Origin of the sequence: Phreatobacter sp., assembly GCF_051860605.1 — a bacterium.
In the GTDB taxonomy this organism is placed as follows: Bacteria; Pseudomonadota; Alphaproteobacteria; order Rhizobiales; family Phreatobacteraceae; genus Phreatobacter.
On record NZ_JBHYDR010000003.1, the window covers coordinates 342,020 to 368,055 of the forward strand.

The window sequence follows — 26,036 nt, forward strand, 5'->3', positions numbered from 1 at the left end:
CGGCTGCGCCCTGCGGGCCGGTTTCGGGCCATCGGGGGCGTCCAGCTTGCGGACGGGGTGAAGGAACCGTAAACGCCCGCAGGTGAGCCATTCCCACCCCCCGTCCCTGCCCATCGACGAGGCCCTTCCAGCCCTGAAGGCAGCGCTTGCCGGCGGCACGCGCGCCGTGCTGTTGGCCCCGCCCGGTGCCGGCAAGTCGACCCGCGTGCCCCTCGTTCTGATGGACGAGTCCTGGCTTGGCACAGGTCGCATTCTCGTTCTGGAACCGCGGCGCCTTGCCGCCCGTGCCGTTGCGGAACGGATGGCCGCAACGCTTGGCGAGGCGGTGGGCGAAACGGTCGGCCTCAGGGTGCGCTTCGGCTCCAGGGTCTCGGCCCGCACGCGCATCGAAGTCGTCACCGAGGGCATCTTCACCCGCATGATCCTCGACGACCCGGCGCTGGGCGGCATCGGCGCCGTGCTGTTCGACGAGTTCCACGAGCGCAGTCTCGATGCCGATCTCGGTCTTGCCCTGGCCCTCGACGCGCAGGAGGGGCTGCGCGAGGACCTGCGCGTGCTGGTCATGTCCGCCACCCTCGATGGCGCCAGGGTGGCGAAGCTGCTGGGCGATGCGCCGGTGATCGAAAGCGCCGGCCGCGCCTATCCGGTCACCACCCACCATGTCGGACGCGACCCGAACGAACGCATCGAGGACGCGGTCGCGCGCATCGTCCGGCGTGCCCTCGCCGAAGCCACCGGCTCCGCGCTCGTCTTCCTGCCCGGGGCCGCCGAGATCCGGCGCACGGCCGAAAGGCTCGAGGCCACGCTTCGCGACCCGTCCGTGGACATCGTCCAGCTCTATGGGGCGCTGGAGCGCGGCGAGCAGGACCGCGCCATCCGCCCGGCTGCGGGGGGCCGCCGCAAGGTGGTTCTCGCCACCGCCATTGCCGAGACCTCGCTGACCATCGAAGGCGTCCGCATCGTCGTCGATTGCGGCCTCGCCCGCGTGCCGCGCTACGAGCCCGATCTCGGCCTGACGCGGCTCGAGACGGTGCGCATCTCGCGCGCCGGCGCCGACCAGCGGCGCGGCCGCGCCGGACGCACCGAGCCCGGCATCTGCTACCGGCTCTGGGAGGCGGCGCAGGAGGGCGCTTTCCCGGCCTATGCGGCGCCCGAGATTCTCGCCGCCGACCTCGCGCCCCTTCTGCTCGACTGTGCGGCATGGGGCGTCACCGATCCCGCGCGCCTCGCCTTTCTCGATCCGCCGCCACGGCCGGCCCTGGCAGAGGCGCGGACGCTTCTCGAGAGCCTCGGCGCGCTCGATGACGACGGCCGCATCACCGACGAGGGCCGGCGTCTGCGCGCCCTGCCGCTGGCGCCGCGCCTCGCCCGCATGGTGGTGGATGCCGCCCGCCGCGGCGAGGGGCGGCTGGCCGCCGACCTTGCCCTCATCGTCTCCGAGCGCGGCCTTGGCGGCGAGGATGTCCATCTCGGCCACAGGCTCGACCGCTTCCGCTCCGATCGCTCGCGCCGTGCGGAGGAGGCCCGGCGCATGGCCGCCGGATGGCTGCGCGGCATCGAGACGGCGCCGGACAGCGGGGCGGGACCGGAGCGGGCCGGCGCGGTGCTCGCGCTCGCCTATCCCGACCGTGTCGCCAGGGCTCGTGGCAAGGACGGCGACTTCGTGCTCGTCAACGGCCGCGGCGGCGCGGTCGATCCGGCCTCACCTCTGGCACGCGAGACCTTCCTGGCGGTGGCCGAACTCGGCGGCATCGCCGCACGCTCGCGCATCCAGTCGGCGGCGCCCATCAGCCTCGCCGAGATCGAGGAGGCCTTTGCCGACCGGATCGAGACGCGCGAGGAGGTGATGTTCGACCGCACGGCCGCCGCGCTGCGCGCGCGGCGCACGCGCCGCATCGGCGCCGTGAGCCTGGGCGAGGCGACGCTTGCCGTGCGGCCGACGCCAGAGGCGGCTGCGGCGCTGGCCGACGGCATCGCCGCGCTGGGCGTCCACCGCCTGCCCTGGTCCAAGGCGCAGCTGGCGCTGCGCCACCGCATCGGCTTCCTGCGGCGCGTGGACGAAAGCTTTCCGGACCTCTCGGACGAGGCTCTCGCCCGGACCGCCGCCGACTGGCTCGCTCCCCATGTGGCCGGCAAGACCGCGCTCGCCCAGATCGGCGCCGACGACCTGGCAAACGCCCTCGACCAGCTGGTGCCATGGGACGTGAAGCGGCGTATCGAGGCCGAATTGCCCGGCCATTTCGACGCGCCGTCGGGCCAGCGCCACCCCATCGACTACGAGGGCGAGGAGCCCGTGCTGGCGATCCGGGTGCAGGAACTGTTCGGCCTTTCCACCCACCCGTCGGTGGCACGCGGGCGCATTCCGCTGAGGCTGGAACTGCTTTCGCCCGCGCACCGTCCGGTGCAGGTCACGCGCGACCTTCCGGGCTTCTGGAAAGGCTCGTGGCAGGCCGTGAAGGCCGAGATGAAGGGCCGCTATCCGCGGCATCCATGGCCCGACGATCCGGCGGCCGCGCAGCCGACCCATCGGGCCAAGCCGCGCGGCACCTGATCGCGGCTCAGCGCCCGAGCAGGCGCTCCGTTGCAGCCGCAATCGGCCCAATGGCCTCGGGCCGGATGACGATACCCATATGGTCGATGCCGGGCAGGAGACTGGTCCGGATGCGCGGATTGGCGCTGGCGATCACGCCCGGATAGGCCTGTGGCACGAAGAGCTGGTCGTCGGCGCCGATCAGCACCTCGGTCGGCCGGTCGATGCGCCCGAGCGCCGCCCGCCAGTCGCGCGGGAGCGACAAACTTGCCAGCAGGCGCCAGGAATAGATCGAGGCGCGCTTGCCCGGTGCGTCGGCCGGCACGGCATAGGCAATGACCGCCAGGCCGTCGAAGACCGACACACCCAGGCGGTTGAGGATCGACAATGCGACGATCCGCGGCACGGCGACATCGGTCCAGCCGCCGGTATTCGGCCGGTTGACCGCAGGATCGGGCGACAGATAGGGCGCCAGCGCCAGCACGCCGTCGAAACGCTGCCCGACCGGACCGGCCGCGGCCCGCAGAACAAAGGCGCCGCCGAGCGAATGGCCGATGAGAACGCGCTTTTCGGCGGGGTGCTCGCGCGCGATCAGGGCCACGAGGTCGGCGAGGTCGTCCTCCGGCTGGCCGCGATAGGCGGCATCGCCCAGCGGTCCGCTCTCGCCATGGCCGCGCAGGTCGATGGCATAGGCGGTGATGCCCGCATCGGCCAGCGCCCGGCCGACGGCATGGACGGCGATCGAGGAGCCCGACGAGCCATGGACCAGCACCGCCACGCCGCCGCCTGCCCGGCCCTCGTAGAGCCGGTAGCCGAGAGGCTGGCCATCGCGCGCGGGAATGAAGCGGTAGGCCGGCACGGCGCCGCCGGTCTGGCCGATCAGGGTGTCGGCCGCCTGGATGGCATCGATGGGTGCCGGCGCCCTGGGGCGGAACAGGCCCAGCGCGGCGGCAAGGCCGGCTGCGGCGATAAGGACGAGGCAGGCGAGGCCGAGGGCGATTGTTTTCATGAGACCTTTCCGGGCAGGATGGCGCATCGGCTAGCCGGCCGCCGCAGGCCTGTCTGCCGCCATTTCGCGAACCGCACATTTCCTTCGCCAGTGACCCGCCAGACGTGACCATGACCCCGACCCGGCTGGAAACGACGCGGACCGGGATGCCCGAGGCCCCTTCACGCGCCGGGTGGCCGGGCTGGCTGCGCCGGCCCGGCCTGGCACGGCGCGGGGCTGTGCTGGCCCTGGCCGCGCTGCTGATGGGACTGATCGGTCCATTCGGAACCTATCTCGGCATGGCCCTGCCGGTCCGGCTGATGCATTTCGCCGCGACGGTGACCAGCGTCAGTCTCGTGATAGGACTGATACGGTGGCTGGTCCGACGCTGGCTGTTCAGTGCCGGCATGCCGCTCTGGGGCGAACTGGTGGTGGCGGCCATCGCCGCCCCACCCGGCGGGCTGGTCATCCTCGGCCTACTGAACCTGACGGCGCCGCACGCCCTGCCCTTCGTGACCTGGCCGGAACTTGCCGCGCAGACGCTGGTGATCAACGTGGCGATCCTGCTGGCGATCCACGGGCTGGGGGTCGCGACGGCAGGCCGGGACATGGGCACTGAGCCATTGCAGGCAGCGGCGGTGCCAGAGCCAGCCCCCGACGACCCTTCTGAACCTGCAGGAACCTTGCGCCAGAAGCTGCCGCTGCCCCTGCGGCGCGCGCAAATCCTCAGTCTGTCGGCCGAGGATCATTATGTCCGCGTCGCCACGGATCGCGGCGCCACCCTCGTGCTGATCCCGCTTTCGGAGGCGGTGGACGCTCTCGGGCCGGAAGCTGGCCTGCGCATCCACCGGTCGCACTGGATCGCGCGGCAGGCTCTGGAGGCGCCCGGAGCGACGGTCATGCGAACCGCCATCCGGCTCGCCGACGGGACGCAGCTTCCCGTGAGTCGCACCGGACGGCGGGCCTTGGTCGAAGCCGGCCTCGCCTGATCGGCGAGGTTACTGCAGCAGGATCACTGCAGCGTCTGGACGCTGATCCAGGTCTTGACCGCGCGCAGCGCGTCGTGAGGCGTTTCGGCAAGGCCGAGCGCCGCCTTCCAGGTGGCGAGCTGCCCGTCGGCACTGGTGCCGCGCTCGACGATGGTGAGGCAGGCGGCAAGGTCGTCGGCGCATTCGAGCGCCTCGGCGTCTTCCTGCAGCGCCTCGACCAGTTCGCGCATGAGATCTGCGACCGAGATCGTCGTGCGGCGGCCTTCGTCGACGAAGCTGCCGTGGATGCCGTAGCGCTGGGCGCGCCACTTGTTCTCCTGCGCGATGGCTCGGGAGACTGCCGTCAGGTCGGCATTCACCTCCGGGTGGCGCAGGAGGTATCGCACCAGGCAGCGGTAAAGCGCGGCGATGGCCAGGCTGTCGTCGACATTGGTGCAGCAGTCCGGTGCGCGAAGCTCCAGCGTGGGGAAGCGGCGCGAGGGCCTGACCGCCCACCAGATGTAGCTGGAATCCTCGATGATGCGCGCCTCGACCAGCAGGGCGATGTAGTCGTCATATTCGCGCTGGCTGGCAAAAAGCTCCGGCAGGCCGGTGCGCGGCAGCTCGTCATAGGCCGCGAGGCGGTAGCCCATCAGGCCGGTGGCGCGCGCCTGCCAGAACGGCGAGGAGGTGGAGAGCGCGACAATGAGCGGGATATAGGGCGTCAGCCGCGACATGATGTCGACGCGGCGGTCGAGATCGTCGAACTCGGCGTGCACATGCATGCCGCAGACGATATTGCGCTGGCCGAGCATCTGCAGGTCGTGCATCACGCTGTCATAGCGCGGGGCATCGCTTGCCCGCTGCGTCGCCCACATGGCGGTGGGGTGGGTGCCCGAAGCGAGGATGGCAAGGCCATGATCGGCCGCCACCTCGCCCAGAATGCCGCGCATGGCCTTCACCTCGTTTCGCGCCGAGGCGGCGCTGGTGTGAACCGAGCTGGTCAGTTCGACCTGGGACTGGAGGAGTTCGCTGCGGACGCGGTCGCCCAGCCGCACCTTCGCTGCGTCGAAGAAGCTTTGCGGCATGCGCCGCATGACGGCCTTGGTCTCGGCATCGACGACGAAGAACTCTTCCTCCATCCCAAAGCGGCGGGTGTCCGACATGTGTGTCTCCGTGATGTCGTGGCACTGGATTTGGGTGCGGGACTAATGACAGGAACCCGCAGATTGCCGCCGGGTTCCCAGTCGAAACCGGTCAGCGAACGAGCGTCAGGCTGGCCGGGCGGGGGGCAAAAATGGGGCGAAAGCGGTCACGCGCTGCCACAATTTCGTAACATACTGAAATCTGGCGTGAACTTAATTCGTTTGACTTTCGCGGTCGGCGCGTTCCGCCGCCATCCTTCCCTTCCGCGTCAGGACAAGCCCGTTTCGCCCCTCCAGTCACCGATCGCCGCCTGCACGACCGCCAGCGCCGCCACCGCGGCCGTGTCGGCCCTGAGGATCCGGGGACCAAGCGAGATGGCCAGCGCATCCGGACGGGCCGCCAGGGCCTCCCGCTCCTCGGGCGCGAAGCCGCCCTCCGGACCGACCAGCACCGCCACCGGCCCGATATGGGCGGCCGCCCTCAGCACCGCCACGGGGTCCGCGACCGTGGCACCCTCGTCGCAGAAGACGAGGAGCGTGCCGCGCTCCAGCCCGGCGAGGGCCTTGTCCAGCGACACCGCCTCCTCGGAGACAGGAAGGGCGAGAATGCCGCACTGTTCGGCCGCCTCGACGATATTGGCCTGCATACGCTCGTGGTTGACGCGGCTTGCCTGGGTGCGGCGGGTCATGACCGGCACGAGGCGCGAGGCGCCCATCTCCACGGCCTTCTGCACCATGTAGTCGAGGCGTGCATGTTTCAGCGGCGCGAAAAGCAACGTGAGATCGGCGGGCGGCGGCTGCTCGCGCAGGCGCGCGCCCACGACGAGCGTGATCGCCTTGCGGCCGGCCTCGGACAGAACGGCCGCCCATTCCCCGTCGCGGCCGTTGAAGACGGCGATCCGGTCTCCGGCGCGCAGCCTGAGCACGTTGGCGAGGAAGTTCGTCTGGCCGCGGTCGAGCGCGACGATGGCCCCGCTGTCCAGCGGAGCATCGACGAACAGGCGAGTGGCGGCGAAATCGGAGGGAGCCATGACTGTCCCGGATGAGGGCACCGAGGCGCGATACGGCCTGCCGACGCCGTCTGCAAGCCCTACCACCGCAAGCCCTGCCAGTTCCCTGAAGCCGCGCGCAGGCCCTCGCCGTCTCGCCGGCCGTCCCCTCTGTCCCATTGCCCGCGCGGTCCGGTCACATTGCCATGATGCCGGCCCATTGCTATGCACACTGCCTATCAGCACAGACATGGTCGGGATCTGGACAGGGAACGAGCGATGCGCCGCCGCTTGCCGCTGAGGCTCAGCCTCCTCGCAGTCACCGTCACCGGGGGCATCCTCGCCAGCGGGGCAGTTCGCGCGAACGAGATCTGCCAGGCCGAGTTTCAGCCGATGATCCAGTCGCACCAGCAGGTGATGCAGCAGACCCAGGCGGCCATGCCACGGGGCCGGCCGACAACCTTCCAGCAGGCCCGCGCCTCGGCGCAGCGGGCGTGCAACGCCCTCGGCAATGCCCAGGCCTCGTTCCAGAAGCTGAAGGCCTGGCTCGCCACGAATCAGGATTTCTGCCGGATCCCCGACCAGATGGTCAATGACGTGAACACCGGCCTTGCCAATGTAACGCGAAATCGCCAGCAGGCCTGCAACGGCGTCGCCCAGCTCGACCGGCAGCGCCGCCAGGCGGAGGCGGGCGGCGGCAATCCCTTCGCGCCCAATGTCGGACGCCGGCCGCAGCTCGACCTGCGCACGCCCGGCGCGCTCTGACGCGGCGGAGCCGCCCGCCCTCCTTCTCGCGGAGAGACCATGACCGCCACCGACGGACGGGTCGCCGATGCGGTGCGGGGTTCGTGGGTCGACAGCCGGGCACCGCGCGCCTGGCGCCCCTATCTGAGGCTCGCCCGCGCCGACCGGCCGATCGGCTCCTGGCTTCTGCTTCTGCCCTGCTGGTGGTCGGCCGCGATCGCGGCGCTTGCCGCAGGCTGGCCGCTGCCGAACTTATGGCACATGGCGCTCTTCGCCATCGGCGCGGTGGCGATGCGCGGCGCCGGCTGCACCTATAACGACCTGGTCGATCGCGAGATCGACGGCTTGGTGGAGCGCACCCGCTCCCGGCCCCTGCCCTCAGGACAGGTCACGCCGCGCCAGGCAAAGCTGTTCATGTTCGCCCAGATCGGCGTTGGCGCCGCCGTGCTGCTGGCGCTCGCCGAGCCCTTCGCCTGGGCGGTCGGCATCGCCTCGCTGGCCGTGGTGGCGATCTACCCGTTCATGAAGCGCATCACCTCCTGGCCACAATCCGTGCTGGGGCTGGCGTTCTCCTGGGGCGCGCTGATGGGCTGGGCCGCCGCCTTCGGCCGCCTCGATGCTCCGGCTGTGCTGCTCTATGCCGGCTCCATCCTGTGGGTCATCGGCTATGACACGATCTATGCCCATCAGGACCGCGAGGACGACGCCATCGTCGGGGTGCGCTCCACGGCGCTCCTGTTCGGCGAACGCACGCCGCTGTTCCTCTCGCTGTTCTACGCGGCGGCGGTTGCGATGTTTGCGCTCTCGCTGTGGAGCCTTGCAGCGCCGACGCTGGCCTATGCCGGCCTTGCCGCCTTCGCCCTGCACCTTGCGTGGCAGGTGCGCCGTCTCGACATTGCCGACCCGGACCTGTGCCTGAGGCTGTTCAAGTCGAACCGCGATGCCGGCCTGATCCTGCTCGCCGGCCTGATGGCGGCGGCATTCCTCAAATCCGCTGGCTGGGCCTGATCAGCGCGGCCTGAGTGCCTCGACCATCCCGGCCACCTCGCGATCGCCCGCCTCGCCCGATTGCGACAGACCCTCGACGACGCCGTCAATGTCGGCCGCCGGGCGGTTCTGGCTCATCTTCCGCTTGCCGATGAGCCCGGTGATCTCGAACCGCAGGCCGACGATGGCGCGCATCTGCTTCTCGACAAAATCGTCCGGCGCATCAGACAGCGCCCAGGGATGGGCGAAGCGCGCCTCGTGAGCCTCGGTCAGGTCGGCAAGGTTCTGGTGCAGGAAGCCGGCATCGCTGGTCCAGGTGATCCGGCCTCGGGCATGGACAGCCGCATAGTTCCAGGTCGGCACCACCTTGGCTGTCTCGCGCTTGGTGGCATACCAGGAGGGCGTCACATAGGCCTGTGCGCCGGTGAAGATGAGCAGGCCCTCGGCACCGTCGGCGGCCTTCTGCCAGTGCGGATTGGCGCGGGCGATATGGCCGAAGAACGCGCCGCCCTTGCCTTCAGACTTCAGCACCACCGGCAGATGGGTCGCGAACAGGCCCTCCGGGCCGTGCGTGACGAGGGCCGCGAAGGGATGGGCACGGCAGAAGGCGGCCATGTCGCCGGCATCGTCGAAGGCGAAGAGCGGGGGCACGTACATGGACGAAGCCTGGCTGGCGACGGAAAACGGCCGGAGGGTAGCGTGACCCGTCCGGCCGTTCCAACGGAATGCGGTGATCCGGCGGATCAGCCGCGTTGATCGCGGGACGGCCTCAGGCCGCACGCACCTCCTGGACGAAGGTCTTCAGGGCATCCTCGATGCTCGACGTGCAATCGGCAAGGCGCCTGCCAGCCTGGCCCACCTCGCCAGCCGAGCGGCCGGTGCCGCCAGCGGCCGCGTTGACATCGACGATGGCGCGCCGCGCCGCATCGGCATGGCCATTGGCTTCCGCGATGGCGCGGGAGATTTCGCCGGTGGAGGCCTGCTGCTCGTCGACCGCCGCGGCAATCGCCGTGGTGATCTCGTCCATGGTGCTGATGGTTTCGGTGATCGCGCCGATGGCCGTGACCGTGGCGGTCGTCGCCGATTGCATGCGGCCGACCTGCGAGGCGATCTCGTCGGTCGCCTTGGCGGTCTGGCCGGCCAGTTGCTTGACCTCGGCCGCCACCACGGCGAAGCCCTTGCCGGCCTCGCCGGCACGGGCGGCCTCGATCGTGGCATTGAGCGCCAGCAGGTTGGTCTGCTCGGCGACCTCGTTGATCAGGCCGATCACCTCGCCGATCTTGCGCGCGGCCCCGTCGAGTTCGGCAACGCGGCTGGTGGTCTCGCCGGCTTCCTTCACCGCGCGGTTCGCCACCTGCGAGGAGGCCGCCACCTGCCGGCCGATCTCGGAGATGGAGGACGTCAGCTCGTGCGCCGCACTGGCGACGGCGTTCATGTTGGCGGTGGCATGATCGGTTGCCTGCGAGGCGCTGGAGACCTTGGCGCCCATAGTCTGGGAGGCTCCGTCCAGTTGGCCGGCGCTGCCGTCGAGGGCGCTGACCGCTTGATTGGCCTCGGCGATCCGCTGCGCCATGGTCTGCTCGAAGTTCATGACCGCCTGTTCGAGGCGCCGGGCGCGCGCCGCGCGCTGCTCGGCCTCGCCAAGGCGGCCCGCCTCGGCCTCGCGGGCGGCGCGGGCGCTGTCGCGCAGCACGATCAGGCCGCGGGTGAGATCGCCGATCTCGTCGCGCCGGTCGCTGACGGGAATCTCTGCATCGAGGTCGCCGGCGGCGACCTTTTCCATGGCCTGCGTGGCTGCAACCAGCGGGCGCACCGCACGGCGGGCGACGAAGGCGGCGACCAGCCCGAGGATGAGGACGAGAGCAAGCATGGCGCCAGCCATCCGGACCATCGTGTCGAAGGCTGCGGCCTGCAGCTGTTCGGTCGGGATGCCGATGAACAGCACGCCGATGACATTGCCGGCCGGACCGATGACCGGGTGATAGGCCGTATAGAACGAGCGCCCGAACAGAATGGCCGGGCCGTAATAGGCCTGACCAGCCTTGAGCGGCGCCTGGCCGGGATGATTGGGCGCAAGCGCCGTGCCGACCGCGCGCTCGCCGTTCTCCTTCTTCAGGTTGGTCGTGCGGCGCATGAAGATGCCCTTGTCGTCGGTCACGAAGATCGTGGCGACGCCGCCAACCGCCTGGACATTTCGGTCGACGATCTCGTGGCTGGCAAAACCGGGCATGGCCGGCGCCCGCACGTCCCTGACGCGATCACCCTCGATGGTGAAGCGCGAATCAGGGAAGGCCGCGTTGAACAGGACGGTCAGCGAGCGCATGCTCGTCTGCGCATCCTTGAGCGCCGATTCGGCATTGCGGCTCTGGATCAGCATCCAGCCGGCGGCCACGGTGAGAGCGCCCGTGAAAGCAAGCAGGGCGACGACGAACACGACGGTCTTGGCGCCGATTTTCAAGGCTGGAAGGCGGGAAAGCATCTGGGGGCCGTCCTCTGGTGTCGGATTACCCAAGAAAGCCCGAGTTTGGTTAACGAAGCGGAAAGTGCGGCGCACCGAGATACCACCGGGCACGATTATCCATGCCGATCGTGTGAAAATCAGGTGGCGTGGGACGCCAGAACGGCGCGCGCGTCGCGGCTGTCACGGTCCATCTGGGCAATCAGCGCGCCAACGTCCGTGAACTTCAGCTCGGGCCTGATTCGGCCGAAGAAGGCAATGTCGACCTCCCGGCCATAGAGGTCGAGATGGGCGTCGAAAACGTGGGTTTCGAGCAGCGGCGCGCCGTTGTCGAAGGTCGGGCGGCGACCGAAACTGGCGACCGCGTCGTGCCAGACCCCGTCGAGACCAAGCCGCACCGCGTAGATGCCGTGGGACAGGGCCAATGCCGGATCGAGGCGCAGGTTGGCGGTGCGATAGCCAAGGTCGCGGCCACGCTTCTCGCCATGGATCACCTCGCCCGTGACGAACCAGGCATGGCCGAGCAGGCGGCCCGCCGTGGCGACATCGCCTGACTCGAGCGCGGCGCGGATCGCCGTCGATGAGATCACCACGCCGCCATCGGCCAGTCCCTCGCAGACGGTGAGGGCAAAGCCGTGGCGGGCGCCCGCCGCCTGCAGCACGGCGACATCGCCGGTGCGACCCGCGCCATAGCGGAAATCCGCGCCGACCAGCACGTGGCTCGCGCCCAGCCAACCGGCGAGCACCTCGGTCGCAAAGGCCGCGGCATCGAGGGCGGCAAAGTCCGTATCGAAGGTGGCAACCGCCACGGCGTCGAGACCGAGAGCGGCCAGCAGGCGGACCTTGCCGGGCGGATCGCTCAGGCGGAACAGCGGAATGTCCGGCTGGAAATGCTGGCGCGGATGCGGCTCGAAGGTGAGGGCCAGCGCCGGCACTCCCTGCTGGCGGGCCTCGGCGATGGCTGTCCCGACCACATGGCGATGCCCGCGATGGACCCCGTCGAAATTGCCGATGGCGACCACCCCGCCCCGCAGGTGGGCGGGCGCCAGCCTGTCACGGGACAGCACCGGAAAGGCCGCATCCGGACGCGGCGGCGGCAGGGTCAGGCGCATGGGGCTGCGGGAGGCACAAGGGTCATGGCGGCTGGAACCTGACGAGGCCGGTGCCGGCCGTCAAGGCAACCGCAATGGCGGGCTCAGGCGGCGTGGGCAAGCTCCGCGCGCATGGGCACGCGCACGACCGCCTCGCCATCGAGCACCACGGTCGCATCCACCGCGCATTCGCAGGTCAGCCGGGCGCGCTGGCGCTCGGGGATCAGTTCGGCGACCTCGACATGAACCCGCACGACGTCGCCGATCTTCACCGGCGCCTTGAAGTTCAGGGTCTGCGACAGATAGACGGCGCCGGGGCCGGGCAGGCGCGTGCCGATGACCGCCGAGATGAGGCTCGCCGTGTAGATGCCATGGGCGATGCGCTGACCGAAGCGCGTCCGCGAGGCATAAAGGTCGCACAGGTGGATCGGGTTCTGGTCGCCGGAAATGTCGGCAAAGCCGACAATGTCCTGGTCGGTCACGGTCTTGAACACCAGTTCCGACAGGCCGATGGAAAGATCCTCGAACGCCAGGGAGCGGATCGAACGAACGGGCATGGGGCACCTCCGGGGGCGCACACAGTCGCGACCCCGATGGTGCAACGCAATAGGACCTAAGGCGGAGGACCTGTCTCATCATTTCGCAGGGGAAACTGCCCTTCAGTCCCGCTGCCGCACGGCCTCGCCCTCGATCTCGACCAGCATTTCGGGCCTGACGAGGCCCGCGATCTGCAGGAACGTTGCGGCGCACACATGCGTGCCGAGCCGCTTCGCCCTGACCGTGCGGAACGTGGCGATGGCGTCGGGAACGGTCACGTAGGTGACGATCTTGACGAGATCGGTGACCTGCATGCCGCCGGCCTCGATGCAGGCGATGAGGTTGGCGAAAGCCTGGTCGATCTGCGCCTCCAGCCCCTCGGCGACCGTTCCATCGGGCCGGACGCCGACCTGCCCGGATATGACCAGCCGTTCCCCGCCGAGCGGATGGAGCGCTGCGTGGTGGTAGCTCGGCGCGGGCTTGTGAACGGTCGGCGGATCGATGAAGCGGATCATGGCGGCATCCTCGGACAGGGGCGACGGAGCGGCATTGTGGCCGATTTTCCGGGGACTTGCCCAGCCTGGTGCGAGACGAATCACTTCCGCGCGGGGCATTGTCCGGCCAGTATCCTGATCGAGAGGCCTGACCCCCATCGCCATGACCCGTTCGGGCTCCTTCTTCATCGCCCTGTGCATGGTCGCGATCGCCGCCTCCGCGGCGGCGTTTGCCTATCTCGTCGGCCGGGTCGAGCCGGGGGCGTCCGCTGCCATTGGCTTCGGTCTCATGCTGGCCATGGTGATCGGCCATCTCGGCTCGCAGCGCGCCGCCGACCGGACCCTGGCGCAGGCGCGCCTCGACGACCTGACGCGCACCACTGTCGGTCTCGCCCACGACGTCGAGGAACTGTCGCGCCGCGTCGAGCGCTTCGAGACGGTGGCGATGGAGCAGGCGCGGGCGGCCACGGCGCCGATTGCCAGCGAGATCGGCGAACTCGGCGTGCTGGTGAAGCAGTTCGCCGAAACGCTTCAGGTTCACGAGCAGGCAATCGAGCGGGCAACCGGCGGGCCGGCCGCAGCCATCGATGCCCTGACTGAGCCGGCGACCCCCGAAACCCGGACCGGCACGAACGCCCCGCCGGCGCCGGGCGCGGCGGCGCTCGGCCGCATCGACCGCGACCTGCGCCGCAGGCTTGAACCGCAGACCGTGACCGAGGGCGTGGAACGCCTGCCCGGCGCCCTCGCCGGCCTGACCCGTGCCGAGGCCATCGCGGTCATCGACGCGGCCATCGCCGAGGAGCGCTACGATCTCTACCTCCAGCCCGTGGTCATCCTGCCGCAGCGGCGGGTGCGCTGGTATCATGCCTCGGTGCGCCTGCGCACCGCCGACGGCCTCATGCTGCTGCCGGCCGATTACCGATCGCTGGCCGAGGATGCCGGCCTCATGCCCCGGCTCGATGCCGACATGCTGGCGCGCGCCATCCAGATCGTCCGGCGGCTGACAGTGCGCAATCGCGAAGTGGGACTGATCTGCGACCTTTCAGGCGCCTCGCTGGCGGACGCCGCCTTCTCGACCGAACTGATGACCATGCTGGAGGCGGCGCGGCCCGTCGCCGGCTCGCTGGTCATCGGGTTCCGCCAGGATGCGGTCAGGGCCTTCTCGCCGCTGGATGTGGAGACGCTGGCAAGCCTCGTCGATCTTGGCTACCGCTTCGTGATGGACGGGGTGCGCGATCTGCGGATCGAACCCCGCGACCTTGCCGAAAAGGGCTTCCGCCAGGTGCGGATCCCGGCCGACCTGATGCTGGCAAGGGCTGCCGAGGCGGGCGCCTCGATCCATCCGGCCGATCTCAGCGGCCTGTTCGCCCGCTTCGGGATCGAGCTGGCAGTCGAAGGCATCGAGACGGAAGCGGTGGTGGTGGACCTGCTCGACTACGAGGTGAAGCTCGGCCAGGGGGCCTTGTTCTCGCCGCCCCGCCCTGTGCGGGCCGAGGTGCTCTCCGGGGCCGAGCCGGCCGGGCTGCAGGTTCCGCCGGTGCAGGTGCCGGCTCCCGTCCGCACCCCGCGGACCGAGCAGCGGGCCGATCCGCGTCCGCAAGCGGCCCTGTCGCAGCCTTCGCTTGGCGCTGCCGCCCTTGCCGCCGGCGCGGTCGGCGGCCAGACGCGCGACGGCCGCCGGCAGGGCATCGGCCAGGGTCTGCGCGCGCTCATCCGCGACCGGTCCTGACGGCCCGCGGCGTCTCGGATAGGATCGCCCCATGCCGGTCCGCCAGCTTCCCGAAGGCATCGTCAACCGCATCGCCGCCGGCGAGGTGGTCGAGCGGCCGGCTGCAGCGGTCAAGGAACTGGTGGAGAATGCGCTGGATGCCGGCGCCCGGCGCATCGACATCACCATCGGCGCCGGCGGGCGGCGGCTGATCCGGGTCGTGGACGACGGCGCGGGCATGTCGCTGGCCGATCTGGTGCTCTGCATCGAACGCCACGCCACCTCGAAGCTTGCCGGCGAGGACCTGCTCGACATCCGCACCCTGGGCTTTCGCGGCGAGGCGCTGCCCTCGATCGGCGCGGTCTCGCACCTCACCATCACCACCCGCCATGCCGACGAGCCGCATGGCTGGGCACTGACCGTGAATGCCGGCGACAAGGGCGAGCCGGTGCCCGCACCGATCCAGCGCGGCACGCGGGTCGAGGCCGCCGACCTCTTCGCCGCGACACCGGCCCGGCTCAAGTTCCTGAAGAGCGACCGGGCGGAGGCCAGCGCCGTGGCCGATGTGGTCAGGCGCCTCGCCCTCGCCCACCCGACCGTTGCCTTCTCGCTGGCCGACGACGAGGGCACCGTGCGCCGCTATGCCGCCCGGCCGTTCGGCGAGGCAGGCCTGCTGGAGCGGATCGGCGATGTCGCCGGCCGCGACTTCTCCGACAATGCCATGGCGCTGGACGTCTCGCGCCAGGGCGTCCGCCTCTACGGCTTTGCCGGCCTGCCGACCCTGCACAAGGCGACCGGCGCCAGCCAGTTCCTGTTCGTCAACGGCCGGCCGGTGCGCGACCGGCTGGTCATGGGCGCGCTGCGCGGCGCCTATGCCGACGTGATGCCGCGCGACAGGCACCCGGCAGCGGCCCTGTTCATCGAACTCGACCCGCACGAGGTGGACGTCAACGTCCATCCGGCCAAGACCGAGGTGCGGTTTCGCGACGCCGCCCTGGTGCGCGGGCTGATCGTCTCAGGGGTCCGCGAGGCCATTGCCCAGGCCGCACCGACCACGGCGAGTTCGGTTGCCGGTGCGGCGATCGCGACGCTGGAGGCCGCCGCCCGGCGGGGCGCGCATGGTCACCCTGCGGGCCCCTATCCCGGCCATCGGCCCGGCCTTCTGCAGGGCCACGACTGGCGGCAATCGGCCTTCCGGCCGGTGACGCCGCCACGGCCTGCGGGCTTTGCGGAGGCGCCGCAGGCCGCCTTTGCCATGGACGACGGCCCTGCCGCCCGGATGGAGGCAGACCTGCCGGAGCCGGCCGATCTCGACCGGCCGCTGGGCGCCGCCCGGGCACAGGTCCACGAGACCTATATCGTCGCACAGACGCGCGACGGCATGGTCATCATCGACCAGCACGCCGCCCACGAGCGGCTGGTCTATGAGCGGCTGAAGCGACAGATGGCCGAGGCCGGCATCGCCCGGCAGGCGCTGCTGATCCCCGTGGTGGTCGATCTCGATGCCGCCGACTGCGGCCGCCTGCTCGAGCGGGCCGAGGAACTCGCCCGCCTCGGCCTGGTGGTCGAGGGGTTCGGGCCGGGGGCGGTCGCGGTCAGCGAGACGCCGGCCGTGCTCGGCGAGATCGATGCGGCAACACTGGTTCGCGACCTTGCCGAGCACCTGGCCGAGGCCGACACCGCCGCTCCACTGGAGGAGCGCCTGATGAAGGCGCTCGCCACCGCCGCCTGCCACGGCTCGGTGCGTGCCGGCCGCCAGCTGAAACCCGCAGAGATGAACGCGCTCCTGCGCGAGATGGAGGCGACACCCGGCTCGGCTCAGTGCAATCACGGCCGGCCGACCTCCATCACGCTGTCGCTGGCCGAGATCGAGAAGCTGTTCGGCCGGCGCTAGCGGCCCGCGGGATCTTCCAGCAAGGTGGCGGGCGTTGCCTCCAGCGCGCGAGCGATGCGGCGCTTCATGTCGTCCCTGGCGCGGTCGCAGACGGCAAAGATTTCGGGCGCACGGAAGAACTCGAGCCCGCGGAACCCTGCGACCGGTGGCCGGAGCAGGACGGTCGGGCGGGTCTGCTTGATCTTGATGTCGGACAGCGCCTGCATCATGAGGGTGAGCGAACCGAACAGGGCATCCAGCGGCTCCGGCACCGTCGCGTCGATCTCGCTAACCTCCCGGGCGCCGTCCAGGATGTCGACGGCGATCACCACCGGGGCCCGCACCCTGTCCACCGGCAGGGGATTGATGGCCCCGCCATCGATCAGGACCCGGCCGCGATGGACCACCGGCCGGATGATGCCCGGCAGCGCCATGGAGGCGCCGACCGCCGGCAGAAGCGGCCCGTCCGACAGGCCGATATCGGCGCCGCTGTGGTAGTCGGTGGCAACCACGGTCAGCGGGATGGCGAGGTCCTCGAAGCTCGCGGGCAGGCCGGCTGGCAGGAAGGCATCGAGCAGTTTCTCGGCATCCACCAGCACCGGGTTGGTGAGACCGGTGCGGATGATGTCGGTGAACCGCCCGACGCGGCAGGTGAGCAGGCGGCGCAGCACCTCCGGCCGCATCCTCAGCATGTCGGTCGCATAGGCCCGCATCTGGCGGCCGGTCATGCCGGCGCAGTAGCAGGCCCCGATGATAGCGCCGATTGAGGTTCCCGCCACCTCGACGGGCCTGAGGCCGAGTTCGTCGAGCACCTCGATGACGACGATATGGGCGATGCCCTTGGCGCCGCCCCCGCCGAGCACGAGCGCGAGGCCACCCTGGGCAGGTTCACCCCGGGCAGGTCCACCCTGGCCATGCGGGCTCACCGGTGCGGGCGTCGTGGTCATGGCCCCATCCTAGCCGAAGGGACGACCCGCCGGGAGGCCGGCATTCCGTGAGCCGGGTTGCGCCGGTGGCATCCGCCCGCTTTGATGGCGGCCCTGTCCTCATCACCGCCGGATGCCATGTCCCGACCTGCCATGACAGAGCCCTTCTCGTTCGATGCCGGCGCCTTCGATCCGGCCCGTGCGCCGGCCGATGCGCTTGCCGTCAATGCCGCCATCCTCAAGGCGCTGGAGCACTGGGACCTGTGGGGCCAGCCGCTGCCGGTGATGCGGCAGCTCAGGCGCGAGGGCAAGGGCGCCTTCCCGGCGCCGGTCTTCTCGCCGCGCGCGCGCACGATGACCATCGAGGGCCGGCACGGACCGATCGATCTCAGGATCATCGCGCCCGACAGCCCGAAGGGCGTCTATCTGCATATCCATGGCGGCGGATGGGCGGTGGGCGCGGCGGATTTCCACGATGCCTGGCTGGAGCGCCACGCCGACCGGGCCGGCATGGCCTGCGTCTCGGTGGAATACCGGCTCGCCCCGGAATATCCCTATCCCATCGGCCCGGATGACTGCGAGGATGCCGCGCTCTGGCTGGCCGGCAAGGCACAGGAACTGTTCGGCACCGACCGGATCGTCATCGGCGGGGAGAGCGCCGGCGCCCATCTGGCGGTTGTGACCATGCTGCGCCTGCGCGACCGCCACGGCCTCAGTCCCTTCCGCGGCGCCAATCTGAATGCCGGCTGCTACGATCTGGCGCTCACCCCCTCGGCGCGCAATTTCGGCCAGACCAAGCTGGTGCTGACCACGCGCGACATCACCATGTTCGTGCGCCACTTCCTGGTCCATGGCGGCGACAGGGCCGACCCGGACGTCTCGCCGATCCACGCCGATCTGAAGGGCATGCCGCCGGCGCTGTTCTCGGTCGGCACGCTCGACGCGCTGGTCGACGACAGCCTGTTCATGGCGAGCCGCTGGGCGGCGTCCGGCAATGCGGCAACGCTGGATCTCTATCCGGGCGGCTGCCACGTCTTCGCAGGCTTTCCCGGCTCGAACACCGACCGCTGCCTTGGCCGCATCGACGCTTTCATGCAGCGTGTCACTGCGGACTGAGCCGGCCTATTCGGCGGCCTGCTTCTGCACCCGCCACTGGGTCAGCAGCGCGCGAAGCGCTGCCGGTTTCAGCGGCTTGTGCAGCAGGTGAACATTGCGCTCGGCCGCCTTTTCGCGCACCTCGCGGCTGCGGTCGGCGGTGATCAGGATCGCCGGCAGCGAGGCCCCGAAGCGCCAGCGCAACTGCGTCACCACGTCGAGGCCATTGCCTGAATCCAGATGGTAGTCGACGACCAGCACGTCGGGCGTGACCGCGGACTGGTTGAGCACTTCCTGCGCCTCCTTCCAGCCGGCGGCCGTCAGCGTGTGACAGCCCCAGCCGGTGAGCAGGGTGCGCATCCCCTCGATGATCTTCGGCTCGTTGTCGATGGCAAGCACCACCAGGCTGTCCAGGGGCGCTGCCGGCACCATCGGGGGAACGATCCCACCGGACAGGGCCGGCACGGCCGGGGCGATCGGCACCTCGACCGCGAAACACGAGCCCTTGCCGACCTTGGAGCGGATCACCAGGCGGTGCTCAAGCACGCGGGCGATGCGCTCGACGATGGACAGGCCGAGGCCGAGGCCGCGGGCATGACGGGCGCCCTGCTCCAGCCGCTGGAACTCCTGGAAGATGATGCGCTGCTTGCGCTGCGGGATGCCCGGTCCGGTGTCATGGACCTCCAGGAAGAGCTTGCGCCCGCGACGGCGGCAACCGACCAGCACATGGCCCGTCTGGGTATATTTGATGGCGTTGGATACGAGGTTCTGCAGCAAGCGACGCAGCAGCCGGCGGTCGGAATGCACGGCCAGCGACGAATGGACGAAGGTCAGCGCGAGGCCCTTCTGCGCGGCGATCGGGGCGAACTCCACCTCCAGCTGGCGGAACAGGTCGTCGATGCGGAAGGACCCGATCTCCGGCTTCATGGCACCGGCATCGAGGCGGGAGATGTCGAGCAGCGCTCCGAGGATTTCCTCCACGGCCTCCAGCGAGGCGTCGACATTGTCCACGAGGCGGCGCGTGTCGCCGCTCTCGTTCCGCTCCACCAGCGAGGTGGTGTAGAGGCGCGCGGCATTGAGCGGCTGCAGGATGTCGTGGCTGGCCGCCGCGAGGAAGCGCGTCTTCGACAGGTTCGCCTCGTCCGCTTCGGCCTTGGCCTTGGCCAGTTCGGCATTGAGGCGTGTCAGTTCCTCGGTGCGCTCCTGCACGCGCCGCTCCAGCGTCTCGTTGGCGCGCTCCAGGTCCTCGGCGGCGGCGATGCGCGCGGTCACGTCGGTGAAGGTCATGACAACGCCGCCGTCCGGCAGCCCGGCGGAACGGATCTCCACCACCATGCCACGCTTGGCCAGCCGCTCGATCTGCGGCTCGCCGGCGCGCATCAGCCGGTGAACGCGCCCGGCGACCAGCGCCTCGACCTGGCCGCGGCCGAACTCGCCGCGCCGGGCGAGGCCACGCAGCACGCTCTCGAAGCTGGCGCCGATGTGCAGCGTCTCGGGCGGCAGGTCGAGCACCTCGGCGAAGGGCCGGTTCCAGACCATCAGACGGCCATCGCGGTCGAAGACCGAGACACCTTCCTGGGCATGTTCCAGCGCCGTCTGCAGCACCTCGCGGTTGTACTGCATGGCCGCATTGGCATCGTCGAGCAGTTTGAGCGCATCGGTGGTCGAGACCGACCGCTTCTTGAGGAGCAGCGACAGGACCAGCCGCGAGGAGGCCGTGCCGATGGCGGAGGCGAGCAGGCGTTCGGCATGGCGCAGCAGCTCGATATCGGCCTCGGCCTCGGGGTCGAGCGGCCGGCCGCGCTGCGCGGTGTGGCTGCGGAAGGCCGCCGCCGTCCGCTCGGCGCCGAGATAGCGGGCGACCGTACGCTCGACCTCATCCACCGTCACGGCGGAGCGCCAGAGGCGGAAGCTCGGCGCATAGGGCGAGGGCTGGGAGGGCACGAACAGCCCGGCCTGCAATTGTTCGATGGCCGCCGGCCGGCGGGCGAGCGAGGCCAGCACGAAGACGATGATGTTCGCGCTCAGCGACCAGAACACGCCATGGGCCAGCGGCGGCAGGCCGATGCCGAACAGGTCCTGCGGCTTGAGCGCGGCCAGACCGAACAGGCCCTGGGTGAGGATGGCGGGGTGCAGCACGCCGGTGGTCACCAGCATGGGGATCAGGAGCGTGTAGCCCCATACCATCAGGCCGATGGCCATGCCGAAGACCGCGCCGCGCGCGGTCGCGCGCCGCCAGAACAGGCCGCCGAAGAAGGCGGGTGCCAGCTGGGATACGGCCGCAAACGACAGGAGGCCGATGGAGGCGAGCTGGGCGTCGCCGGCGATGCGGTAATAGACATAGGCCGCCATCATCACGCCGAGGATGATGGTGCGGCGGATCTTGAGGATGGTCGGCCCGAGATCGGAGCGATCGTCGGCGTTTTCCTCGCGCACGGCCAGGCGCCCGCGCCATTTCAGGATCGAGGGAATGACCACGTCGTTGGAGATCATGATGGAGAGCGCCACGCTCGCCACGATCACCATGGCGGTGGCCGCCGACAGACCGCCGATGAAGGCGATCAGCGTCATGATGTCGTTGTTGCGCGACAGCGGCAGGGCAACCACGGTCATGTCGCTGTCGATGCCGCCGGGCGGGAAGCTCAGGAGGCCGGCCACCGCGATCGGCACGACGAACAGGTTGATCAGCACCAGATAGATCGGGAACAGCCAGGAGGCACGCCGAACCTCCGCCTGCGAATGGTTCTCCACCACGCCGACATGGAACATGCGCGGGAGCAGGATGCCGCAGCAGAAGGACAGCACGCTCATGGCGAGGAAGGTGGAGGCGTCGGGCCAGCGGATGACCGCATCCATGATGTCGGCGCGCGCGGCCACGCGCGCGAACAGGTCGGTGAAGCCGCCGAACATCCAGTAGGTGACGTAGATGCCGACGGCCAGGAAGCAGACCAGCTTGACGATGGACTCGGCCGCGACCGCCAGGATCAGCCCGTCCTGGTGCTCGGTGGCATCGGCATGGCGCGTGCCGAACAGCATGGCGAAGACGGCCATGGACAGCGCGACGACGAGCGCGATGTCGGAGAACAGCGGCAGGGTGCGCGCCATGGTGGCGATCTCGCCCGGCTCGAAGGTGGTCAGCAGCGAGGCCGAGACCGCCTTCATCTGCAGGGCCACATAGGGGATCGTGCCGACCGTGACGATGAGGCAGACCATGGCCGCCACCGTCTGGCTCTTGCCGTAGCGCGCGCCGATGAAATCGGCCACCGAGGTGATGTTCTGCGCCTTGGCGATGCGCACGACGCGGGCCACGAACGGCCAGAACACCGCGAACAGGATCATCGGGCCGACATAGATGGCGAGAAAGTCGAAGCCGTTGCGGGAGGCAAGGCCGACCGAGCCGAAAAACGTCCAGGAGGTGCAATAGACCGCCAGCGACAGCGGATAGATCCAGGTCTGGCTCTGGCGGATCGCCTTTTCCCGCGCCCGGCGCCGGTCGCCCCAATAGGCGACGAGGAACAGCGCGCCGAGATAGGCCAGCGCCGTGACGATGATGATGACGCCCATGCTCATCGCGGGTTGCCGACACTCCCCTTCGCCGGGCCTCTGGCGGACCTTGGACCGACTTCATCATGCAGGCCGGGCGAAGTCCATCGCGCCCAAGGTCGAAGCCATGCCGGCCCGGCCATTGCCAAGGGCCGGCTTATCCCGGATCGTTGGCGTGCAAGGCGTCCGATTCCCCCATCAGGCGCACACGAATGGAGCCGCGACGATGCTGAAGGAGTTTCGGGAATTCGCCCTCAAGGGCAATGTCGTCGATCTTGCGATCGGCGTGATCATCGGCGCGGCGTTCAGCAGGATCGTCGATTCCGTCGTTGCCGACCTGTTCATGCCCATCCTGGGCGCCATTGTCGGCGGACTCGACTTCACCAACTACTTCATCGCGCTCGGCCGGGACGTGACCGCCACCAACCTCGCCGACGCCCAGAAGCAGGGCGCGGTGCTGGCCTATGGCCGGTTCTTCACCATCGCGCTGAACTTCGCGATCATCGCGGCCGTGCTGTTCATGGTGGTCAAGGCCATCAACCGCATGAAGCGGCAGGAAGCGGCAGCACCCGCGGAACCGGCCGCACCGCCGGCCGACGTGGTGCTGCTCACCGAGATCCGCGATCTCCTGAAGAAATAGCCGCTAGCCGAAGCGGGCGATGACCAGACGGCTGTCGCCCGCCGCCCGCTCCTCCAGAGCCTCGAGGCCGGCGGGGAGCGCGACGCTGGCATCCGAGGCCTCCTCCAGCACCACCAGCGCGCCGGGCGCCAGCCAGCCGCCGGCCAGCGCCCCGGCAAGGGCCTGTTCGCCGAGGCCCTTGCGGTAGGGCGGGTCGCAGAAGACCAGTGTGAAGGGATCGAAGGGCGCGACCGGCCCCAGCCGCGTGGCGTCGCGCTTGAGCACGGCGGTCATGCCGGCGACGCCGAGCGCATCGACATTGGCGCGGATCAGGCCGCGCGCCTCGGCGCCCTGGTCGACGAGGGCGGCAAACACCGCCCCCCGCGACATGGCCTCCAGTGCGAGCGCGCCGGTGCCGGCAAACAGGTCCAGCACGCGGGCGCCCGCACAGGCGTCGTCATGGCCGTGGGCGAGCACGTTGAACAGGCTCTCGCGCAACCGGTCTGAGGTCGGGCGGATGCCGTCCGACCTCGGCCCGGTGAGCGTCCGCCCGCGGAACCTGCCGCCGACGATCCGCATGGCTCAGCGGCTCCCGCGATCTCCGCCCGGACGGCCCTTGCCGCCAGGGCGACCGCCGCCGCCACGATCGTCACGACCGCCGCTCTTGCCGCCGAAAGGCTTCTTGGCAAAGGGCCGGCCGCCTCCCGGCTTGCCCTCGAACGAGCGGCCCCCTGACGGACGATCCCCGAAGGGCTTGCCACCGGCGGGACGATCCCCGAACGACCTGCCACCCGAGGGACGGTCACCGAACGACTTGCCACCGGCTGGACGATCACCGAACGACCTGCCGCCCGAGGGACGATCCCCGAACGACCGGCCACCCGAGGGACGGTCGCCGAATGACCTGCCACCCGAGGGACGGTCGCCCCGGTCGCCGGAATCGCGGTCCGGCCTCTGCCGGAAGCCACGATCCGGGCGGCTGCCCTCCTCCCGGTCCGCCCAGGGGCGGAAGCTGCGCTCGCCGCGGTCATCGTCGCGCCGCTTGGCGAACGGACGGTCGCCGCGCGGGCGGAAACCGCGATCATCATCGCGGTCACGGCCCGGCCGGCCCGGGCCGCCGAAATTGCCGCGCGGGCGCTCGTCGCGACCCTCGAAGCGACGGCCGCGGCCCTCGAAGCTGCGCGGCGCCTCGGTTTCGACAGCCTCCGCACCCTCGACCTTCTCCACGCGGACCCGACGGCCCTGCGAATCCGTCAGGGGCGCGGCACGACGCAGGTCGCGCTCGCCCTCCGGCCGGTCGCGGCCGCCCTTGTAGGCGGGCCGCGCCTTGTCGCGCGGGCCGAACGAGGTCGCCTCGCCGTCGCGCCAGATGCGGGCGCGGTTGCCGAACCGGTGCTCGGGCGTCTTGCCCATCGGGCGGTCGCCCTCCTCGCGGTCGCGGCCGAAACGGCCACCGCGATCATCGTCGCGGCTGAAACCGCGGGGACGGTCGCCGTCACGGTCGAACCTACGCGGACGCTCGTCACGGTCGCCGAACCGGCCAGGGCCGGCGTCGCGACGCTCGCCGCGATCCTCGAACCGGCGCGGACGCTCGTCGCGCACGGGACGCTCGCTGCGCTGCGGGCGCTCGGTGCGGCCACGACGGCTGTCGTGATCGTCGCGCGCGCCGACACGCTCGAACACCGGGCGGTCGAACTCGACGCCGGCAAGCTCGGACAGTTCCTCGCCAAGCTGGTCGCGCAGCACGCGGGTGCGGATTTCGTCCACTTCGCCCTCGGCCAGCTCGCCGAGCTGGAACGGCCCGAACGAAACGCGGATCAACCGGTTGACGTCGAGGCCGATGGCGCCGAGCACGTTCTTGACCTCACGGTTCTTGCCCTCGCGCAGCGACAGGGTGAGCCAGGAATTGGTCCCCTGCACGCGGTCGAGCTCGGCCTCGATGGGACCATATTCGACGCCGTCGATCTCGATGCCGCCGCGCAGGCGGTCGAGGGTCGCCTGGTCGACGCTGCCATGCGCGCGAACGCGATAGCGGCGCAGCCAGCCGGTCGCCGGCAGGGCCAGCACGCGGGCGAGGCCACCGTCATTGGTGAGCAGCAGCAGGCCCTCGGTGTTGATGTCGAGCCGACCGACGGTGACGACGCGCGGCAGATCCTCCGGCAGGGCGTCGAAGATGGTCGGCCGCCCTTCCGGGTCGGAGGTGGTGGTCACCAGGCCCGCCGGCTTGTGGTAGAGCCACAGACGGGTGCGCTCGCGCTCGGGCAGCCGCTCGCCATCCACCAGCACCACGTCGCTCTCGGTGACGTTCATGGCCGGCGAGGTGAGAACCGCGCCATTGACCGACACACGGCCGGCCTCGATCCATTCCTCCGCCTCTCGGCGCGAGCAGAGCCCTGCGCGGGCGAGCACGCGGGCGATCCGCTCCTCGCCGCGATTGACCGGCTCGAACGAGCGGTCGCGCTCGCGCGGCACGGTGTTGCGGTCGCGCTGGAAACGGTCGCCGCCGCGCTCCTCGAAGCGGCGCGGCCGCTCGCCGCGATCCTCGAACCGGCGGGGACGCTCGAAGCGGTCGCCGCGATCGTCGCGCCGGCCGCGGGCGGGCTGGCGGTCATCCTCGCGGGCATTGCGCTTCGGCTTATCGATGCCGGCCTCGGCGGCCAGCGCCTTGACCACCGGATCCTCGTCGATGTCGTCGAGGAAGGCGGGCATGTCGTCGGATGGATTGTCGTCCGCGGTTGCGGCATCCCGGGCAGGGCGCGGCTTTCGGGCCGGCTTGTCGGACAAGGGCGCGGCCGTCTCGACGGGAGCAGCAGCCACCTCGGCCTCCGCGGCCTTGCGGGACTTGCGGGCCGGCTTCGGCGCGAGGTCCTCGCTTGTGGCGACCGCGACGATCTCGGCAGGCTGTTCGGCCTTCTTGGCCTTCGGGGCCTTCTCGGCCTTCGCTGCCTTGGGCGCCTTTTCAGCCTTGGCAGCCTTGGGGGCCTTTTCAGCCTTGGCGGCGGATTCGGTCTCTGCGGCCTTGGCGGGCTTGGTCACCTTGGCCGGCCTGGCGGTGTCGGCGGCCTTGGCCGATTTGACGGGCGTCGCTGCCTTGGCTGAAGTGGCGGCCTTGGTCGCCTTGGCTGTCTTGGCAGTCCTGGCAGCGGGAGCCGCCTTGGCACCGGCAGCTTCGGTCACGGCGGCAACGGCCGGCTCGGTGGTCTTCCGGCGCTTCGGAGCGGCTTCGGAAACGGCTTCTCGCGTCCGGCTGGATGCCGGACGATCATCGTCACGCTTGCGGGGCATGGTTCTCTCGTGAGATCGGGGTGTCGCGGCGCCGTCCGGCGTGCGCGGCCGGGTGG

20 protein-coding genes are annotated in these 26,036 nt (G+C 70.2%); 8 read left to right on the top strand and 12 right to left on the bottom strand.

Translation table 11 applies throughout. The annotated features are described in order from the left end of the window. Positions 1-82 precede the first annotated feature (82 nt). Positions 83-2,551 carry an ATP-dependent helicase HrpB gene (gene hrpB, locus ACTIFS_RS07145; RefSeq protein ID WP_439573366.1) on the top strand — a complete coding sequence of 823 codons (2,469 nt, stop codon included), beginning with the start codon at positions 83-85 and terminating at the stop codon, positions 2,549-2,551. Between the two features lie 7 nt (positions 2,552-2,558). On the opposite strand, the gene ACTIFS_RS07150 is transcribed toward hrpB, so the two are convergent. After that, entirely contained in the window at positions 2,559-3,539 is a 981-nt protein-coding gene (locus ACTIFS_RS07150) for an alpha/beta hydrolase (protein WP_439573367.1), read from the bottom strand. 110 nt (positions 3,540-3,649) lie between these two features. On the opposite strand from ACTIFS_RS07150, the gene ACTIFS_RS07155 reads away from it, so the two are divergent. Beyond that, positions 3,650-4,507 carry a LytTR family DNA-binding domain-containing protein gene (locus ACTIFS_RS07155; protein WP_439573368.1) on the top strand — a complete coding sequence of 286 codons (858 nt, stop codon included), beginning with the start codon at positions 3,650-3,652 and terminating at the stop codon, positions 4,505-4,507. A 23-nt stretch (positions 4,508-4,530) separates the two neighbouring features. On the opposite strand, the gene ACTIFS_RS07160 is transcribed toward ACTIFS_RS07155, so the two are convergent. Next, the gene (locus ACTIFS_RS07160; protein ID WP_439573369.1) at positions 4,531-5,652 is read right to left on the bottom strand and encodes a carboxylate-amine ligase; all 1,122 of its coding nucleotides are present in this window, start codon (positions 5,650-5,652) and stop codon (positions 4,531-4,533) included. A gap of 248 nt (positions 5,653-5,900) precedes the next feature. Beyond that, positions 5,901-6,662 (bottom strand): 16S rRNA (uracil(1498)-N(3))-methyltransferase, encoded by a 762-nt coding sequence (locus tag ACTIFS_RS07165; RefSeq protein ID WP_439573370.1) that lies wholly within the window; start codon positions 6,660-6,662, stop codon positions 5,901-5,903. A gap of 237 nt (positions 6,663-6,899) precedes the next feature. Between ACTIFS_RS07165 and ACTIFS_RS07170 the strand changes: the two genes are divergently transcribed. Both ACTIFS_RS07170 and ubiA read left to right on the top strand, forming a co-directional pair. After that, positions 6,900-7,385 carry a hypothetical protein gene (locus ACTIFS_RS07170; RefSeq protein WP_439573371.1) on the top strand — a complete coding sequence of 162 codons (486 nt, stop codon included), beginning with the start codon at positions 6,900-6,902 and terminating at the stop codon, positions 7,383-7,385. Positions 7,386-7,424: 39 nt separating this feature from the next. Beyond that, a complete protein-coding gene (ubiA, locus tag ACTIFS_RS07175) occupies positions 7,425-8,372 on the top strand; it encodes a 4-hydroxybenzoate octaprenyltransferase (RefSeq protein ID WP_439573372.1) in 948 nt (315 codons plus the stop codon). On the opposite strand, the gene ACTIFS_RS07180 is transcribed toward ubiA, so the two are convergent. From ACTIFS_RS07180 to ACTIFS_RS07200, 5 genes are all read right to left on the bottom strand, one after another. Beyond that, complete coding sequence (locus ACTIFS_RS07180) at positions 8,373-9,008, bottom strand: FMN-binding negative transcriptional regulator (protein WP_439573373.1); 636 nt, start codon at positions 9,006-9,008, stop codon at positions 8,373-8,375. Positions 9,009-9,120: 112 nt separating this feature from the next. Beyond that, positions 9,121-10,830, bottom strand: coding sequence for a methyl-accepting chemotaxis protein (locus ACTIFS_RS07185; RefSeq protein WP_439573374.1), 1,710 nt, complete (start codon positions 10,828-10,830; stop codon positions 9,121-9,123). 119 nt (positions 10,831-10,949) lie between these two features. Next, positions 10,950-11,921 (bottom strand): bifunctional riboflavin kinase/FAD synthetase, encoded by a 972-nt coding sequence (locus tag ACTIFS_RS07190; protein ID WP_439573375.1) that lies wholly within the window; start codon positions 11,919-11,921, stop codon positions 10,950-10,952. A gap of 83 nt (positions 11,922-12,004) precedes the next feature. Then, positions 12,005-12,457: a MaoC family dehydratase gene (locus tag ACTIFS_RS07195; RefSeq protein WP_439573376.1), complete on the bottom strand. Its 453-nt coding sequence runs from the start codon at positions 12,455-12,457 to the stop codon at positions 12,005-12,007. A gap of 102 nt (positions 12,458-12,559) precedes the next feature. Then, positions 12,560-12,952, bottom strand: a complete 393-nt coding sequence (locus ACTIFS_RS07200) for a RidA family protein (protein ID WP_439573377.1) — start codon at positions 12,950-12,952, stop codon at positions 12,560-12,562. 142 nt (positions 12,953-13,094) lie between these two features. On the opposite strand from ACTIFS_RS07200, the gene ACTIFS_RS07205 reads away from it, so the two are divergent. After that, complete coding sequence (locus ACTIFS_RS07205; RefSeq protein ID WP_439573378.1) at positions 13,095-14,660, top strand: EAL domain-containing protein; 1,566 nt, start codon at positions 13,095-13,097, stop codon at positions 14,658-14,660. Between the two features lie 31 nt (positions 14,661-14,691). After that, positions 14,692-16,533, top strand: a complete 1,842-nt coding sequence (gene mutL / locus ACTIFS_RS07210; RefSeq protein WP_439573379.1) for a DNA mismatch repair endonuclease MutL — start codon at positions 14,692-14,694, stop codon at positions 16,531-16,533. Here mutL and ACTIFS_RS07215 read toward each other — a convergent pair. Next, on the bottom strand, positions 16,530-17,459 hold the full coding sequence (locus ACTIFS_RS07215; RefSeq protein ID WP_439573380.1) for a patatin-like phospholipase family protein: 930 nt from the start codon (positions 17,457-17,459) through the stop codon (positions 16,530-16,532). The genes mutL and ACTIFS_RS07215 overlap by 4 nt on opposite strands. A 132-nt stretch (positions 17,460-17,591) precedes the next feature. On the opposite strand from ACTIFS_RS07215, the gene ACTIFS_RS07220 reads away from it, so the two are divergent. Then, entirely contained in the window at positions 17,592-18,554 is a 963-nt protein-coding gene (locus tag ACTIFS_RS07220) for an alpha/beta hydrolase (RefSeq protein ID WP_439573381.1), read from the top strand. A 6-nt stretch (positions 18,555-18,560) separates the two neighbouring features. Here ACTIFS_RS07220 and ACTIFS_RS07225 read toward each other — a convergent pair whose 3' ends face one another. Then, positions 18,561-22,103, bottom strand: coding sequence for a hybrid sensor histidine kinase/response regulator (locus ACTIFS_RS07225; RefSeq protein WP_439573382.1), 3,543 nt, complete (start codon positions 22,101-22,103; stop codon positions 18,561-18,563). Positions 22,104-22,302: 199 nt separating this feature from the next. Between ACTIFS_RS07225 and mscL the strand changes: the two genes are divergently transcribed. Next, on the top strand, positions 22,303-22,716 hold the full coding sequence (gene mscL, locus ACTIFS_RS07230; RefSeq protein ID WP_439573528.1) for a large conductance mechanosensitive channel protein MscL: 414 nt from the start codon (positions 22,303-22,305) through the stop codon (positions 22,714-22,716). Between the two features lie 3 nt (positions 22,717-22,719). On the opposite strand, the gene rsmD is transcribed toward mscL, so the two are convergent. After that, positions 22,720-23,274, bottom strand: a complete 555-nt coding sequence (gene rsmD, locus ACTIFS_RS07235) for a 16S rRNA (guanine(966)-N(2))-methyltransferase RsmD (RefSeq protein ID WP_439573383.1) — start codon at positions 23,272-23,274, stop codon at positions 22,720-22,722. A gap of 3 nt (positions 23,275-23,277) precedes the next feature. After that, positions 23,278-25,980: a pseudouridine synthase gene (locus ACTIFS_RS07240; protein WP_439573384.1), complete on the bottom strand. Its 2,703-nt coding sequence runs from the start codon at positions 25,978-25,980 to the stop codon at positions 23,278-23,280. Between the last annotated feature and the right edge of the window lie 56 nt (positions 25,981-26,036).